Origin of the sequence: Acinetobacter bereziniae LMG 1003 = CIP 70.12, from assembly GCF_000368925.1 — a bacterium.
GTDB lineage: Bacteria > Pseudomonadota > Gammaproteobacteria > Pseudomonadales > Moraxellaceae > Acinetobacter > Acinetobacter bereziniae.
In genome coordinates this window covers 490,555-506,330 of sequence record NZ_KB849755.1, presented here as the reverse complement: position 1 = coordinate 506,330, position 15,776 = coordinate 490,555, and the positions used below count along the sequence as shown (strand labels likewise).

General features: G+C 36.5%; 17 protein-coding genes. 11 read left to right on the top strand and 6 right to left on the bottom strand.

From position 1 onward, the window contains the following. Positions 1 to 72 precede the first annotated feature (72 nt). From F938_RS04270 to F938_RS04245, 6 genes are all read left to right on the top strand, one after another. On the top strand, positions 73 to 1,776 hold the full coding sequence (locus F938_RS04270) for a hypothetical protein (protein WP_228129506.1): 1,704 nt from the start codon (positions 73 to 75) through the stop codon (positions 1,774 to 1,776). Between the two features lie 352 nt (positions 1,777 to 2,128). After that, positions 2,129 to 3,586 (top strand): glyceraldehyde-3-phosphate dehydrogenase, encoded by a 1,458-nt coding sequence (locus tag F938_RS04265; RefSeq protein WP_005029703.1) that lies wholly within the window; start codon positions 2,129 to 2,131, stop codon positions 3,584 to 3,586. A 114-nt stretch (positions 3,587 to 3,700) separates the two neighbouring features. Further along, positions 3,701 to 4,186 carry a hypothetical protein gene (locus F938_RS04260; RefSeq protein WP_005029701.1) on the top strand — a complete coding sequence of 162 codons (486 nt, stop codon included), beginning with the start codon at positions 3,701 to 3,703 and terminating at the stop codon, positions 4,184 to 4,186. Between the two features lie 42 nt (positions 4,187 to 4,228). Next, positions 4,229 to 4,687, top strand: coding sequence for a hypothetical protein (locus F938_RS04255; RefSeq protein ID WP_005029700.1), 459 nt, complete (start codon positions 4,229 to 4,231; stop codon positions 4,685 to 4,687). Between the two features lie 160 nt (positions 4,688 to 4,847). Beyond that, the gene (locus tag F938_RS04250; RefSeq protein ID WP_370469249.1) at positions 4,848 to 5,564 is read left to right on the top strand and encodes an MFS transporter; all 717 of its coding nucleotides are present in this window, start codon (positions 4,848 to 4,850) and stop codon (positions 5,562 to 5,564) included. Between the two features lie 13 nt (positions 5,565 to 5,577). Next, the gene (locus tag F938_RS04245; RefSeq protein ID WP_005029696.1) at positions 5,578 to 6,258 is read left to right on the top strand and encodes a hypothetical protein; all 681 of its coding nucleotides are present in this window, start codon (positions 5,578 to 5,580) and stop codon (positions 6,256 to 6,258) included. 92 nt (positions 6,259 to 6,350) lie between these two features. Here the strand turns inward: F938_RS04245 and F938_RS04240 are convergent, their stop codons facing one another. After that, entirely contained in the window at positions 6,351 to 7,202 is an 852-nt protein-coding gene (locus F938_RS04240) for an SDR family oxidoreductase (RefSeq protein ID WP_005029693.1), read from the bottom strand. Positions 7,203 to 7,328: 126 nt separating this feature from the next. Here F938_RS04240 and F938_RS04235 point away from each other — a divergent pair, with 126 nt between their 5' ends. Further along, positions 7,329 to 7,706: a winged helix-turn-helix transcriptional regulator gene (locus tag F938_RS04235; protein ID WP_004831239.1), complete on the top strand. Its 378-nt coding sequence runs from the start codon at positions 7,329 to 7,331 to the stop codon at positions 7,704 to 7,706. Positions 7,707 to 7,767: 61 nt separating this feature from the next. On the opposite strand, the gene F938_RS04230 is transcribed toward F938_RS04235, so the two are convergent. From F938_RS04230 to F938_RS04210, 5 genes are all read right to left on the bottom strand, one after another. Then, entirely contained in the window at positions 7,768 to 8,397 is a 630-nt protein-coding gene (locus F938_RS04230; RefSeq protein ID WP_005029689.1) for a DUF2238 domain-containing protein, read from the bottom strand. Positions 8,398 to 8,500: 103 nt separating this feature from the next. Beyond that, a complete protein-coding gene (gene purB / locus F938_RS04225; RefSeq protein ID WP_005029686.1) occupies positions 8,501 to 9,889 on the bottom strand; it encodes an adenylosuccinate lyase in 1,389 nt (462 codons plus the stop codon). A 120-nt stretch (positions 9,890 to 10,009) separates the two neighbouring features. Next, on the bottom strand, positions 10,010 to 10,741 hold the full coding sequence (gene hflD, locus F938_RS04220; protein WP_004831235.1) for a high frequency lysogenization protein HflD: 732 nt from the start codon (positions 10,739 to 10,741) through the stop codon (positions 10,010 to 10,012). Between the two features lie 27 nt (positions 10,742 to 10,768). Next, entirely contained in the window at positions 10,769 to 11,908 is a 1,140-nt protein-coding gene (gene mnmA / locus F938_RS04215; RefSeq protein WP_005029683.1) for a tRNA 2-thiouridine(34) synthase MnmA, read from the bottom strand. 4 nt (positions 11,909 to 11,912) lie between these two features. Continuing rightward, positions 11,913 to 12,398 (bottom strand): NUDIX hydrolase, encoded by a 486-nt coding sequence (locus F938_RS04210; RefSeq protein WP_009587264.1) that lies wholly within the window; start codon positions 12,396 to 12,398, stop codon positions 11,913 to 11,915. A gap of 465 nt (positions 12,399 to 12,863) precedes the next feature. On the opposite strand from F938_RS04210, the gene F938_RS04205 reads away from it, so the two are divergent. The 4 genes from F938_RS04205 to F938_RS24450 all read left to right on the top strand — a co-directional run bounded on the left by F938_RS04205 (position 12,864) and on the right by F938_RS24450 (position 15,621). After that, positions 12,864 to 13,619, top strand: coding sequence for a hypothetical protein (locus F938_RS04205; RefSeq protein WP_005029681.1), 756 nt, complete (start codon positions 12,864 to 12,866; stop codon positions 13,617 to 13,619). Positions 13,620 to 13,631: 12 nt separating this feature from the next. Further along, a complete protein-coding gene (locus F938_RS04200) occupies positions 13,632 to 14,678 on the top strand; it encodes a linear amide C-N hydrolase (protein WP_004831230.1) in 1,047 nt (348 codons plus the stop codon). 12 nt (positions 14,679 to 14,690) lie between these two features. Beyond that, positions 14,691 to 15,173 carry a hypothetical protein gene (locus F938_RS04195; RefSeq protein ID WP_004831228.1) on the top strand — a complete coding sequence of 161 codons (483 nt, stop codon included), beginning with the start codon at positions 14,691 to 14,693 and terminating at the stop codon, positions 15,171 to 15,173. Between the two features lie 298 nt (positions 15,174 to 15,471). Beyond that, the gene (locus tag F938_RS24450) at positions 15,472 to 15,621 is read left to right on the top strand and encodes a hypothetical protein (protein WP_005029678.1); all 150 of its coding nucleotides are present in this window, start codon (positions 15,472 to 15,474) and stop codon (positions 15,619 to 15,621) included. Positions 15,622 to 15,776 lie beyond the last annotated feature (155 nt).

Below are 15,776 nucleotides of genomic sequence, written 5' to 3'. Positions count from 1 at the left end.
TTAAAATAAATGTTAAATATATCTCAATATTAGTGCTATTAAACATGTTTAAAAAGAAAAGAATATTGATTGATGATGAATATAACAATGATTCCCTATCAAATACGGGCAACTCTTTTGCAACTTGAGCCGAGTACAGATTTGAACTGGGCAAAGGTGTTGTACGAAATTTTTGATGAAGCTAATATTGAAGTACGCGAAGAAATTGATCGTCAAATCTTAAAGCCTAAAGAGATACAATGGAATAGAACTGAAAATACCTTTGAATTTAAAATTACAAACTCATTGGAAACGTTAAAGCATCGTTTAGACAATGAGCGCATGCGTTCGATTGCCAATAAATTAAGTAACTCACTCCATTGGTTAGAACAAATTACTGATTGTGTACAGATTGCAGATTACCTTGAAAATACTTTACATCAGATTGATCTAATTCCAGTCGATGACCATCTTGGCTTGCAACGTGAAAAAATATTAATACGCCGAGTTTTTTTGCAAGATGTGGCGAAGCTGGTACGAAATCTCAATATTCACATTCATCCGAATGTACGTGATTTAACGGTAAATCAAATCAAATGCTTTATTATCGAAGTGTTTATCAAGCAACAATTATTAGGATATTGGTTTAAACCTTTACTGACCAAATCATCAAATCTATTTGCTCATCCCTTCTTTAAATATTTTATTGTCAGCGAACAGAAAATTCGTAAATTTGATATTGTGAATACTTCTGAATTTATTTACTTGATTGCACCAATACAACATTTTGAGCAAAACCCATATTCAATTCGTCGATTTTTGTTTGAAGAACATATTGAATATAACAATCAAATCTATTTAACAGGATTAGTGATTGACCCAAAACAGATCAGTGAAAATGCATACCGAGTACAAACAGATCAGTTGATACAAAAAATGGTGACGATCCAACATCAAGTTCATCGAGATGTCATTGAAATTGTACAAGAGTTTGAAAGTTTTACTGAAACTAAGCTATTGCCATTTCTAATGCAACCGCTTGGGATGGTTGGTAAAAATAGTGAAGTTGTTGCTCAGAATCATGTAAAAACCATTGAGCAAATATTAATTGCCAATGTGTTAATGCCGCTAAGAAATGCCGTAAAAAATGATTTATCACATTTAGAAGAATTTGAATATTTATTTATGAGTGTTCATCGCATTTTATCTGAGATTTTGTCTCATTATCGCGATTTTAAAGAACAACCCGCATTGTTTTTCAATGCACATGTGCAGTTATTTGAATATCGTTTACTGGCATATTTGAAGCTTTTGGAAAAACGTAAGGACGAAATCTTTATTCCGATGAGTAAACAGGAATGGCAAGTCATGCATGAACGTTCACAACAACCTATAAAAAAGCTTCAAGAGATTATGTTTGATCAAGGCAAAGACTACAACGAATTACAACTCTACATCCAACAGTTAAAACATGAACAGAATCAAGTAAAAGGCTCTTTGCTCAAGAAAATTGTAAAAGGTGGAAAAGTAGAAAAAGATATTCTGCAAGCTAAACATGCCGCACTGCTGATTAAGAAGCAGACATACTTAGATGTATTGAGCGTTCCAAAAGGTTTATCGAAATATAGTGTATTTATTGAATTTGAAAGCTTAACTTCTTTGAGTGAATTAGAACGGCATTATGCTTTTCCTTCAGGGGACAATGGTATTATTCGTTTCCCTTTTTTAATGAAAATTCCTGAGAATCTAGCAGATTTTGATTTTGAAGCTTTTCATGCATCCATGTATATGGATTAATTTCATACTTGAGCGCTGTTTATCCCAACATCATATCGACTGAATATAGGCTGTTGATCTGTCAATGCTCGATGAGGAAAGCAGTTAAACTGAGTTTAATCGTGTTTGAAATGAAGCAGCTGGATGTTTTTCATTCGTGTTATGGAATGCATGTAACACTATGTTAAAGATCTATAAACAAAGAAATCTCAATTATAGTTTAGATATCAATATTTAATTTTTATAAAAATATCTAACATGACAAATTATTATAAAAATCTACCATGAATTGATTTCAACTAAATGAGAATTCCATTACAATTGTGGGGTTTAAAAATCCATGTCTAGATATACATAAATAGAGGACGTATCTGTGAGCAAAGACACTATCATCGCCCTACATGCAGAGCACCAAGGTCGCTGGAAAAACCGTGAAGAAATCGCGGAACGTATGATTGCATTAATCGGTCAATTATACCGTGAAAAAAATATTGTGACTTCTGTTTACGGTCGTTCTTTAGTGAACCGTTCAGTAATTCAAATTCTTAAAGCTCACCGTCGTACGCGTATGATGGATGTTGAACTTTCAGTTGTACATACGTTTCCTATTTTAGAAGCTTTAGCAAAATTAGATAATATTGGTTCAGCAGAAGTTGATTTAGGTAAACTTGCTGTTGAATACAAAGAAAAGGGTGGCGATGTTGATGCATTTGTTGCTCAAGCTGTTCGCTCTTTAGAAGGTCGTCCGGCACAAGTTGAACCGAAAGATGTTGTGCTTTACGGTTTTGGTCGTATCGGTCGTATTTTAGCGCGTTTGATCATCAGCCAGTCTGGTCTTGGTCGTGGTTTAAGCTTGAAAGCAATCGTCGTACGTAAATCATCTGATGGTGATTTAGAAAAACGTGCTTCATTGTTACGTCGTGACTCAATTCATGGTCCATTTGCAGGAACAATTTCTGTAGATGAAGAAAATGAAGCAATCATTGCCAACGGTAACTTCATTAAAGTGATCTATGCATCTAGCCCTGCTGAAGTAGATTACACTGCTTATGGTATAGATAATGCACTTGTGATTGACAACACAGGTAAATGGCGTGATATCGATGGTTTATCACAACATCTTAAATGTCCAGGCGTAGGTCGTGTTGTACTTACTGCTCCGGGTAAAGGTGATATGAAAAACGTTGTATTTGGTGTGAACCAAAATGACATTATCGATTCAGATAAAATCATTTCAGCAGCAAGCTGTACCACCAACGCAATTACACCTGTCTTGAAAGTATTAGAAGACAAATACAAAGTGATCAATGGTCATGTTGAAACAGTTCACTCATTCACTAATGACCAGAACTTGATTGATAACTACCATAAAGCAGATCGTCGTGGTCGTGCTGCAACATTAAATATGGTGATCACTGAAACTGGTGCTGCAAAAGCTGTTGCAAAAGCATTACCTCAGTTGCAAGGTAAATTAACAGGCAATTCAGTACGTGTACCTACACCAAACGTTTCGTTGGCTATTCTTAACTTAACACTTGAGAAAGAAGTAGATCGTGAAGAAGTAAACGAATATATTCGTCAAATCTCGATCAACTCAAGCCTTCAAGGTCAAATTGGCTATACAAACTCTACCGAAGTCGTATCTTCTGACTTTATTGGTTCTCGTACTGCTGGTGTATTTGATGCACAAGCGACGATTACATCAGGTAACCGTTTAACAGCTTATGTTTGGTACGATAACGAAGTGGGTTATAGCTGCCAAGTATTACGTATTGCTGAACAAATGTGCGGTGTAAGCTATCCAAAAGCACCTGCTGAAACAAATGCATAATTTGTAATATTCAGTAAAAAGGAGCTTCATCTGAAGCTCCTTTTTTTATATTCTAAATTTATCTTGGTTTAAATCTAATAAACGATTTTAACCGAAATTTAGAGCATATTAAAAATGAATAAAAATTTACCAATTTTCGCTTTGGTTTTGCTGAATTTATCAACAATAATCCATGCAACCCCGCAAACAAGCCTTGATTTAACTCCAATATTGCAAGATCGTTTTGAACAAAATTGTGAGGTTCGCCAGCAATTTGATTATTATGTTCGCGATGATGAAATTCTGCCAATATTAATGAATCAGGTGGCTAAAGATGAAGTTGATGAACAAAACGCCTATGTGAGTAGAATCCTTACTTTAAAAAATACGACTTATCGGGGACTGATTGTCACAAAAATTGAGTTTGTATGGGGGCGAGGATTGACTTTAATGGAGTATTTACATTTCGATCTCCCAACTGCTTCAGCACAGCAACAATTTAATGAAATTAAAAAGAAAAAACAGCAAAATGCTAAAGCTGCAAATTTTGTAATGGTTGGAGAAGGCAAAAATAAGGGTATCGCGATTTGCGCTTGGGCAGATAAAAATACAGCTGAATAAAAGCGATTTCATAGTCAGTCATTTACATTAAAGGGAAATAATATGAAAAAGCTAATATTACTCAGCATGATATTGCTGTTAACTGAGGTGATTTATGCGAAGCCTTTAGAATTACGCCCCTTATTACAAGATCGCTTTGAGAAAAATTGCGCAATCCGACAGCAATATGATTTTCATAATGATGATAATGAATTGATTGAACCCTTAAAGCGTCATACTACAAAATCAAGCTATGTCGATAAAAATGTTTATGATTCCAGTGTATATCAAGTCCAAAATGTCAGTTATGCTGGTATACCGATACGCAAAATGGAATTTAGTTTTGGGCGGCTAGCGCAGCAATTTAATGAATATTTATATTTTGATCTCAGTTCAGAATCGGCTAAAAAGAAATTTAAAACACTCAAATTTAAACAAAATCATCAGAAAAGTCAGGTCAGCGTTGAATATAAGAAAAATCTTGCGATTGTTCAATGTTATTGGTTGCTTGAGCTAAACTAAGCATAAGAGAGGCAGATAAAAATGATTGTTTGTTTATTAAACGAACAAATTACTTCGACTTTTATACATAAAAAAGCATATTTATTCACATAAATATTTAAAATAAACCTTAATTATTAAATAAAAAATTAAGGAATGGATTTTGCAGTTGAAGCAAATTATGGCAGGAATCGCCTTTATCTGTGTGGCTACACTTTGTGGAGTTATGCTTGCTATTTGGGTATTTAAGTATTTTAGTATTTATATTCCTTTAGAAAATCAGGCTGTCCGTATTGATTTAAAAGAACCGCTACAAGCCAAAGTACAAATTCATGATGCCCTGAATGTTGATGTTAAAGGGAAAGTGAATGCTGAAATTCCAATCCATGAAAAATTGAATTTACCGATCACTCAGACTTTAACGCCCCATGTTTACTTTGATAATCAAGTACCAATCGAAACCAGTATTCCTGTGAATGAAGTGATTAAAATCAATCAGGATATGCCGATTGATACCAAAGTGAAAGTCACAGTTCTTGGAAAAGATATTACTTTACCTCTGAAAGGTACCATCCCGGTGAAGATGGATGTGCCCATTAACTTACAAGTTCCGTTGAATCAAAGCATACATTTAAAATTTGATGCACCTGTTAAAGTTTTACTTAAAGAAAATTTGCATATTCCATTAGACGCAACGCTTAAAACCAATATTCCGATTCAAGGTCACCTCAATGTACCGATCAAATCTGCATTGCAAGCCACGGTAGATGTTCAAAATACTTTGCCAGTAAAAATTGAGAAAGGGCAATTAAAAATACCGCTAAACAGTATAAAAATTTCACGTCAGACCGCTGGACAAGCTGAGCGTGAACATACTCAATCTGAAGCATTGAATTAGGTTGATCTGAGATATGTGGTTATTTAAATCGCTTAAAACGTTATTATTCAGTTTCCTCATTGTCGTATTATGTGTTGCAATCGGTGTCTGGTTATATTTAAACATTCAGACCTCAATGCAAGTTTCTGCTCAGCAGGCACAAATTCAATTGTCTGAATCTTTACCTACAAAAATTCATGTGGGTAACTATTTAGAGACCCATGCCAAAGGAGCTTTAGATACAACACTAGATATCAATCGCGAATTAACTTTACCTTTAAATGGCAAATATTTAGCCAATTTAAGTTTTGTGGTCACCACACCGATTGAGGTTGATTTAGACTATTCGACTCAAATCCAAATCGAAACAGTGATGCCATTAGAAACAACCACTGATTTGGTTTATCAAAATAAACTGCTACCTGAATTTCCTTTAAAACTGGACATTCCGATTAAGCTTTCTGTACCTTTCAACATCAAGCGACATTATCAAGTACCGATCAAAATCATGTTTGATGGTCCAATCTATTTGGAATTTAATGAGCTGATTAGTTTATATGTCAAACATCAGCTAAAACCGATGCTCAATATTAATGATCCGATGACCATGCAAAAAATTGCAACATTTGATGCAACGATGTACAACACCAAAAGACAATCATTCGCAGATTTACAGATGAATATTGATCTACCTGTACGTAATATTCATCCATAGCATTGTTTTGCCACGATATTTATTTACTTCAATATCGTGGCATTGGTTGTCTCGTGTTCAGAAGGTGCGAATAGATTGCAAACGCATAGATGCTAAAAAAGTGATTTCACTTGAGATTGAATATCGGTGGTTTTGCGACCAATCAATTGTTCTAAATCTTCACGAGTACTGAACATAGCACCATGTGCAGTTTGGACATCCGCATCGACAATCACACTGACTAATTCGCTTGGTAAGCCAGCCGTAGTGAGTGCTTGTGTATAGTCCTCAGCACTGATATTTTGGTATTGAACAGATTTTCCAGACGCTTGACCAATATAAGATGCCAAGTCGAAAAGCGTAAAACTGGTTGAGCCAGCAAGTTCATAGGTTTTGTTTTCATGACCTGTTGAACTCAGTACTTTAGCTGCTGCTTCAGCATAATCGAGTCGAGACGCTGAACTAATTTTGCCGTCCTGAGCGCTGCCATAAAGTGTGCCTGTTTCTGCGGTATGTTGCACATTGACTAAGTAGTTTTCGTTATACCAATTGTTGCGTAACAGGGTATAGCTCAAACCACTTGCTAAAATAAGGGCTTCAGTTTCACGATGTTCTGCTGCTAAACCCAATGGGCTATGCGTTGCATTGAGTAAGCTGGTATAGGCAATATAAGGGACTTTGGCAATCACTGCTGCATCAATCACAGCTTTATGCTGCGGTGTACGGCGTCCAATTTCATTGGCTGAAATGAGTAATAGTTTATCAATGCCCTGTAATGCAGGAACCAATGTGTCTGGTTGGTCATAATCAAATTGGCGAAGTTCGATACCGATTTGTTGAAGTGCTTGTGCTTTATCTAAGTTACGGACTAAAGCCACGATATTTTCTGCCGGGATGCGTTTCACTAAACTCTGAATGACCAATTGCCCAAGTTGACCTGTAGCACCTGTAATTGCGATTTTCATAAAGTTCACCTTTTGATTGATTTGGATTGGATGTTTTTTAAACTTGATGCTATTATCATAGTTACTAAACTTACCAAATGTAAGTACGTACCGAAAAGTAAGCTAATTACTGTATGGAGAGAATTCATGAGCATCTATGCTTCAAGTCATTTAATTGGTCAAGTTTTATCCAGTGAATGCCCATCTAGAGAAATATTGGAGCATTTAACCAGTAAGTGGTCTGTGTTAGTTCTGCGGTGTTTAAGTGATGGTGTGCAACGATTTAGTGAGTTGCGCAACCGTATTGAAGGTATTAGTGAAAAAATGCTGGCACAAACTTTACGGGTATTGGAACAAGATGGATTTATTTTACGTACGGTTTATCCTGAAGTTCCGCCAAAGGTTGAGTATCAATTGACGATTTTGGGTGCACAAGCCGCTGAAAAAATAAGTTATGTGATTGGTTGGATCGAGAGAAGCTTGCCAGATATTTTGGCAAATAAAGAAAATCTAAATAAATCTTAGATTAACTGATATTCACCAAACCGTTAACATTTGGTGAATATATGCAGTCTTAAAAGTGATCTTAATTTTGTTTGTTGGTTTTTAGACTTAGCAATCCTGTAATAATTGCACCGATTGTTGCTAAGAACATGTCTTTATGTGCATCCCAAACATCGCCTTGTTGTCCATTATAGTTTTCAGCTTCTTCTGGGGATAAACCAATTGCCAACCACCATTCAATCCATTCATAAAATAAGCTGGTTGCCATGACAAATTGAATCACCAGAATGAATAAAACGCTTGGTTTTAAATTTGGTAGCCAGACTTGGAAAAGGCGATAGAAAAATGGGTAGAGAAACAAGCCATAAAAAAAATGTACAAAGCGATCAAACATATTGCGTGACCATCCCATGGCTTGGTTAAGGTCAAAGTGTAAATATTGGATTGACCAATCATTATACGGCACATAGGAATAAAGATAATGAGCAGCGATGACATGAATGATCAGAAATAAGATATAGAGTAGAAATGAGGAAAAACTCAGTCCAATTTTCTTTAAACAGAAGAATAAAGCAAGCAACATCAGCACCGTACCAATTTGATGCAACATGTAGGACGGATATTCTAATGGATTGATACTTGCCAAAATAATGGCAATTGCTAGAACTGCCAGTACTAGCCAGTGTTTTGGGGTTAAAGAGTGGTAGATCATTATATTGTTTTCTAAAAATTATTAATGCGCATTGTAATCAAAATGCAAAAAAAATGCGAAGCTTTAGCTTCGCATTTTTATGACTAAAAAAGGATTACAAATCTTAGATTTTAGCGATGAGATCTTTAATTTGCTTCGCTTGATCAGCAGCATTACCAGTATAAGTTGCTGGGGTCATTTCAGCTAAACGCGCACGATCAGCAGCAGGTACAGCTTCAAGCTCAGTACCATTGACAAAGTTGACCATCATATCGCGTGTCATTGCTTGACCACGCGTCAATGCTTTTAATTTTTCATAAGGTTTTTCAACTGCATAACGACGCATAACTGTTTGAATTGGTTCAGCCAATACTTCTTGAGCATGATCAAGATCTTCATTTAAACGAGTAGCATTTAATTCAAGTTTACCAATACCTTTTAAGCATGCTTCAAATGCGATTAAGCTTTGTGCTAAACCAACACCCATGTTACGCAGCACTGTAGAGTCAGTAAGGTCACGCTGCCAGCGAGAAATAGGAAGTTTTTCACCCAAATGCGCCAATACCGCATTTGCAATACCCAAGTTACCTTCAGAGTTTTCAAAATCAATCGGGTTTACTTTATGTGGCATAGTCGAAGAACCAACTTCACCTTCTTTCAAACGTTGTTTGAAGAAACCGAGTGAGATATAACCCCATACGTCACGGTTAAAGTCGATCAAAATTGTGTTGAAGCGACGTAAAGCATCAAATAATTCAGCAATATAATCGTGAGGTTCGATTTGGGTTGTATATGGGTTGAATGTTAAGCCTAATGACTCAACAAAAGTTTGAGCATGTGCAGGCCAGTTGATTTCAGGGTATGCAGAGTAATGTGCATTGTAGTTACCTACAGCACCGTTAATTTTACCGAGCAATTCAACTTGATTAAATTGTTTGATCTGACGCGCTAAACGATATGCAACATTCGCCATTTCTTTACCCAAAGTTGTTGGGCTAGCTGTTTGACCATGGGTACGCGATAACATCGGTTGTTCAGCGTGTTTCTCAGCCAAATCTACGATTGAATCAACAATTTGTTGCATTGAAGCCACTAAAACATCACGACCATTTTTTAGCATTAATGCGTGAGAAAGGTTGTTAATGTCTTCTGATGTGCATGCAAAGTGAATGAATTCGCCCGCATTTTTAAGTTCATCAATATGTGCAATTTTTTCTTTAAGGAAGTATTCAACTGCTTTTACATCATGATTGGTTGTGCGCTCGATTTCTTTAATGCGATTTGCATCTTGTTCAGAAAATTGAGCCACAATTGCATCTAAAGCATTGTTTGTTTCAGTTGAGAAAGCAGGCACTTCGGTGATTTCAGGACGGTTTGCAAGCGCTTGTAACCAACGCACTTCAACAGTCACACGAGCATGGATTAAACCAAACTCAGAGAGGTAAGGGCGCAAAGCATCACATTTACTTGCATAGCGTCCATCTAATGGAGAAAGTGCGGTTAAAGCGTTCATAAAGATTCCTTAAACTTTGGAATATAGGTCATATTTATATTTTACAAATACTCAATGTTAAAACCATCTATAAAATATCAACATGACCCTGTGTAAAACCGAAACTCGATCAATATCAAATTACACAACCTGATATTGTAATCGAGCAAGATCCTGAATATCTTGAAGAAGTTTACGTTTGCTAAAGATCATATTCCATGAACTACCACCTAATTGACGCCATAGGTGAGCCATCTGTAAACCTGTAAATAAACTTGCGCGAATACGATTGGTGTGTGCAGTATCTTTAAATGCTTCTGCATTACCCCGCACTAAAATTCTTGGATTAATTTGACCAGCAGTGTCGACATATGCTTGTGCTAAGTTGGCAATAATACTCGGGTGTAAGTAGTTATTATCGAAGAAGGACAACTGTTTTAAAATTTTTTGCTGGGATTGATGAATAATTTCAACGAATTTTGGGTTGCTATAGACTTTTTTTTCTAATGCTAACAATGACATTGCATATGACATTGGCAGTTTTGCACTGGCTAACTTGGGAATTCTGGATTTTGGTGAGGTGGAAAAGGGCTGAGTGATGCTGCTTTCTAATGCCTTTAAACCTAAAGAAATATCAGCCAATTGATTAAAAAAATCTAAGGTTTGACCAGACTGATTGTCTGAAGGGCGTATATTGAGACTGGCTTTAATCAATTGTTCAAAATAAAAATTGCCACTTTCCCCGATGCTTTGACGACCAGTCATAGCCGTCATATGGGTCAGCTGTGTTGCTTGAAACACAGCCGCTAACGCCAAAGCTCGATTTTGGCGTTGATTCAAAGTCTGAGGCTGTTGAAAGGGCAACTCAACCATGCCTAAATTCCTTTAAATAATGTTTAATCATGACTCGATAAAGTCTGGTTTTGGTGCATTGGTATGATGAATCACCCCACCACCTAAACAAACTTCATCAACATAAAAAACAACACTTTGTCCCGGTGTAACGGCACGTTGTGGTTCATCAAATTCGACACGTACACCACTTGGTGTATTGCTGTCTTTATAAATTGTACATGCTTGATCTGGTTGGCGGTATCGAGTTTTTGCCGTGCATCGGAAACCTGATTCAGAAATCTCTTGCTCTCCAGCAACCCAATCAATTGCTTCAGACCATAAAATCGTGCTTTGCATCAATGGATGTTCGTGACCTTGACCAACGACAAGACGATTGCCTTCAAGGTCCTTATGTAGAACAAACCAAGCGCCTTCTTCGGCACCTTTTAATCCACCAAGACCAATACCACCTCGTTGACCGAGCGTATAGTACATTAAGCCGTGATGATCACCAACCTCTTTTCCAGAATCTAAAACAATTTTTCCCGGTTGTGCAGGCAAATATTGTTTTAAGAAGTCATTAAAACGGCGTTCACCAATGAAACAAATACCTGTTGAATCTTTTTTCTTTGCAGTTACCAAACCAAGTTCTTCAGCAATCTTGCGGACTTGAGGCTTTTCAATCTCACCCACAGGGAATAATGTTTTATTGATTTCACGACCATGAACTGCATGCAGGAAATAAGTTTGGTCTTTATTGTTATCTACACCACGGAGTAAAGGTGCATATTGATCGCCTTTACTATTGGTCGCTGTTTCTCCACGACGGCAATAATGTCCAGTCGCAATAAAATCAGCACCTAAGCTTACAGCGTGGTCGAGGAAGGCACGAAATTTAATTTCTTTATTGCATAAAATATCTGGATTCGGGGTACGACCAGCAGCGTATTCCGCTAAAAAGTGCTCAAAAACACGATCCCAATATTCCATGGCAAAGTTGGCAGTATGTAATTTGATGCCAATTTTGTCACAGACCGCTTGTGCATCAGCAAGATCTTCCATAGCTGTGCAGTATTCCGTACCATCATCTTCTTCCCAATTTTTCATGAAAAGACCTTCAACTTGATATCCTTGTTGAAGTAAAAGCGCAGCAGAAACAGATGAATCTACACCACCAGACATACCGACGATGACACGTTGTTGCATAGGATTAGGCATCCAAGTTTGAAATTAAAGGAGAGTTTTGGTGCTCATAGATGAGCGAAAGTGGGTATTTTTGCCCAGATAATGCGTCTTGTACAGCTTTAATCACAAGAGGGCTTCTGGCACGTGCAGAATCAAGTAATTCTTCAAGGCTCATCCATTGCGGACCAATAATTCCAGTATCAAGTTGAGCATCAGGGAAGTATTCTGTGATATGGGCTAAGAAGCAGAATCTAAAATAAGTACGATCTGGAAACATGGGTGGAGTGTAGGTATAGATGCCAACTAGAGAATCAACTTCAATCGCATATCCTGTTTCTTCCATTGTTTCACGTATAGCAGCTTGAATAATGGTTTCATCGCGCTCTACATGCCCAGCAGGCTGGTTAAAAACAGTATGACTAACACCTTCTGTATGTTCTTCTACAAACAGGAATTTTCCATCTTTTTCAACAACAGTTGCGACAGTTACATGTGGAGACCAAGAGCTCATAATCAGCACCATGGGAGATAAAGCATTATTCTACAAAATTTTCAGCTTGGTGGCTATGTTCAAGGCTTTTTCTTTGAGCAATGGGATAAAGTATATCACTCCAATTGGACGAATTTATTGATTGGTAATGTATGACTTATTTCAATATAAGCACCGAGATGAGCTGAACATTGAATGTCATCAAGAGTATTGTTTAATTTAATAAATTCACTGTAAAAATTAATTAAAAAGTTATTTTATTTTTAGGGGTTTATAGTTGGTAAAAATATTTTTCATGACCTTTTTATTGTAAGTTATTAATTTATATTTTTATTTTAAAATATTATCAGTGGAAATAAACTAAATTTTATTCGATTATTTATTTTTAATACTTAATTCCCTTGATTTTTTATGTGATTAAGGTTCATATTTAAGCGCAATGCTTATTAAAACACATGATAAAAAATATCTATAAAGAGGGTATTGATGAAAACAAACAAATACTTATTTTTTCTGATCGGTTTGCTTTTAAATCAAGCAACACTGGCTGACACTTTCTCAGATACATTTCAAGGACCTGTAAAATTTAATCTTAATCTCTATGTATTTGCTGCAGATGTGGATGGGAATATCCAAAAAGGTAAAATAAAATACGATATCGATCAGCCATTTAAAGAAACAGTCAAGGCGCTTGATCAATCCTTTATGGGGCATGTGGATTTGAGTAAAGGCAACTGGGGGCTTTATGCAGATCACCAGTATGTCAAAACATCTCAGGAAAAAAGCGCAATCAATATCCCCATCGCATTGAGCACTAAGCTCAATCAAAGTAGTTACGGGGTGTATTATCAAGCCTATGTCTCAACCGAAACAACATCGCATCAACAGGCAAAGTTTATTGTAGAACCTACACTTGGTTTACATCGAACTCAGGCAGAAGCAACACTTGGAGCGTTTAATCAAACACTGGCAGCAGATGCAAAGTGGACAGAGTTTTTTTGGGGATCACGATTTAAATACAATTTCGACTCGCCTTGGAATTTAGCAGCAGAATTCACAGTTGGCACTGAAAACACCACTGTTGCACATGCATATCTAGGTTATCGGATTCCTGTTTTTCATCGAAATTTCAATTTACGCGCAGGCTATCGTTACTTTGAACAAGATCATAAATCGAATAATTTTCACTGGGATGTTCGTCAGCAAGGTCCTGTGATAGGGATCAATCTACCAATTTTCTAAGAGGGTTTAATCATGAATAAGGCAATAAAAAAAGTGTTGTTTGCAGCAGGGCTTTTGGTCGCTGCTGAGGTGGCAACTGCATGTACTCGTGTTGTGTATCTTGGCAATAATGATGTGATGACAGCACGTTCGATGGATTGGAAAAGCGATGTTGGAACAAATCTATGGATTTTACCGAATAATGTTAAACGCACTGGAATGGCTGGACCAAAGTCAATTCAGTGGACATCGAAATATGGCAGTGTTGTGGCTACTGGGTATGATATTTCTACAACTGATGGCGTCAATGAAAAAGGGTTAGTAGCAAATTTGCTGTGGTTGGTGGAGTCGGAATATCCAGATGTAAAAAACAATAAAAAACCACCGCTCAGTATTTCACTATGGGCGCAGTATGTATTGGATAACTACGCAACAGTTAATGAAGCGATACAAGCCTTAGAAAAAGAGCCATTCATGATTGTCACAGATCAAGTGCCAGGAGAGAAACGTTTAGCAACGCTACATTTATCTATTTCTGATTCGACTGGTGACAGTGCCATTATAGAATATATTGGCGGTAAGCAAGTCATTCATCATAATCGTCAATATCAAGTCATGACGAACTCTCCTACCTTTGATCAACAGCTTGCATTGAATACTTACTGGAAACAGATTGGTGGAACCACGATGTTACCAGGGACAAATCGTGCTGCAGATCGATTTGCAAGAGCATCGTTTTATATCAATGCCATTCCTAAAAATGCCTCTCCGGAACATTCATTAGCCAGCGTATTTAGTGTGATACGTAATACCTCAGTTCCTTTTGGACTCAATACTGAAGAGGAGCCGAATATTTCTTCTACACGCTGGCGAACCGTTGTAGATCATAAACGAGGACTATATTTCTTTGAATCTGCTGTATCACCTAATGTTTTTTGGGTAGACTTAAAGGAGATTGATTTTAAAGATGGTCAAACCAGAAAGCTTGAGTTGGGTGCTGACCAAGCGAAAGTGTATGCAGGTAAGGCTAATTCTTCTTTTAAGGTCGCTCAACCATTCCAATTTCTGGGCATCCAATAGGATATAAAAAACATGATGAAGAAACTTTGGTACATTCCTTTAAGTGCATTGCTTATCGCAGGATGTGCTTCAAATCCTAATAATGCGAATTCAAATGTGGGTACTCAAGGCTTATTAATCTGTCAGCCAAGTGAAATTTGCCCGATTGTGACAGTGGCATGGAACGAAGCACATAAAGACATTCTAAAAGTTAAACTGAGTTTAAACAGCGCATACACCAAATATAATATTGAAAAAGTTGTATTTAGTGATGGGGTGAAAAGTCATTCATTCAATGTGATTGGACCTACTGAAATTGATTTTGCATTTAAAGCCAATCGTTCACGTAACAGTGTTTTAGTTCCTGTGAATATGATGGTTGATTTCAGAGGCTCAGAAAATGTCTTTATGGAAATTCATACAGATCAGGGTGTAATTAAACGTTATATCGTGAAAGATAATGTGAAAGCGCCTGTGTTTGAAGAGTTAAGTAAATACTATAAAGTGAATGAATAAGCACTTTATATTGATCAAATTGGGTTTTAATTTCACTTGATTTAGCTGAAATTAAAACCCATTTATCTGGATATTTGGAAATTTCCTCGACGTGTCACGTTAAAAATAATATTGAAAATTATGTGGTTATAAATGAGTTTCGATTTTTTCACATACAAATATACAAGAATTTCCAGTTTTTGGAAAAATGAAATATCTAACGTATTGGCTTGGTGGATTGGAAAGCGAGTATTTTCAGCGCAAGTAGAGCTTATAGTTAGGGCAAAAATAAGGTATTTTACACATACAAACACAAGCTATGATTGGCTTTTTAGAGAATCAACTTAGCTTAAAACAAAGCGCTTTAAGGGATATGGATGATTTTTTTAAAGATGCTGGGATTTATTTATCTGAACATCAGATTTGGGATGATTTAAATCTTGAACAAATTGAAGTCACAGATGAATAGTATGATCTTATTTCGAATAAGATTTCTATCTCTCTCATTTTTAGTTCTCGGTGTCTAAGCGATTTTTGTCCAGCAATAGAGGTCATTGATGGGCACTTTAGCCAAGTGTTTTCAGGAACTTAAAAGAGCATTTAGAAAATAGAACTTATTTATAC

Bases quoted from the DNA above. Each gene is read 5' to 3' on its own strand.
- F938_RS04250 (WP_370469249.1), top strand. From the start codon at position 4,848: ATGGCAGGAATCGCCTTTATCTGTGTGGCTACACTTTGTGGAGTTATG.
- F938_RS04240 (WP_005029693.1), bottom strand. From the start codon at position 7,202: ATGAAAATCGCAATTACAGGTGCTACAGGTCAACTTGGGCAATTGGTC.
- F938_RS24450 (WP_005029678.1), top strand. From the start codon at position 15,472: ATGATTGGCTTTTTAGAGAATCAACTTAGCTTAAAACAAAGCGCTTTA.
- F938_RS04235 (WP_004831239.1), top strand. From the start codon at position 7,329: ATGAGCATCTATGCTTCAAGTCATTTAATTGGTCAAGTTTTATCCAGT.
- F938_RS04205 (WP_005029681.1), top strand. From the start codon at position 12,864: ATGAAAACAAACAAATACTTATTTTTTCTGATCGGTTTGCTTTTAAAT.
- F938_RS04210 (WP_009587264.1), bottom strand. From the start codon at position 12,398: ATGAGCTCTTGGTCTCCACATGTAACTGTCGCAACTGTTGTTGAAAAA.
- mnmA (WP_005029683.1), bottom strand. From the start codon at position 11,908: ATGCAACAACGTGTCATCGTCGGTATGTCTGGTGGTGTAGATTCATCT.
- purB (WP_005029686.1), bottom strand. From the start codon at position 9,889: ATGAACGCTTTAACCGCACTTTCTCCATTAGATGGACGCTATGCAAGT.
- F938_RS04260 (WP_005029701.1), top strand. From the start codon at position 3,701: ATGAATAAAAATTTACCAATTTTCGCTTTGGTTTTGCTGAATTTATCA.
- F938_RS04230 (WP_005029689.1), bottom strand. From the start codon at position 8,397: ATGATCTACCACTCTTTAACCCCAAAACACTGGCTAGTACTGGCAGTT.
- F938_RS04270 (WP_228129506.1), top strand. From the start codon at position 73: ATGATGAATATAACAATGATTCCCTATCAAATACGGGCAACTCTTTTG.
- F938_RS04195 (WP_004831228.1), top strand. From the start codon at position 14,691: ATGATGAAGAAACTTTGGTACATTCCTTTAAGTGCATTGCTTATCGCA.
- F938_RS04255 (WP_005029700.1), top strand. From the start codon at position 4,229: ATGAAAAAGCTAATATTACTCAGCATGATATTGCTGTTAACTGAGGTG.
- F938_RS04245 (WP_005029696.1), top strand. From the start codon at position 5,578: ATGTGGTTATTTAAATCGCTTAAAACGTTATTATTCAGTTTCCTCATT.
- hflD (WP_004831235.1), bottom strand. From the start codon at position 10,741: ATGGTTGAGTTGCCCTTTCAACAGCCTCAGACTTTGAATCAACGCCAA.
- F938_RS04200 (WP_004831230.1), top strand. From the start codon at position 13,632: ATGAATAAGGCAATAAAAAAAGTGTTGTTTGCAGCAGGGCTTTTGGTC.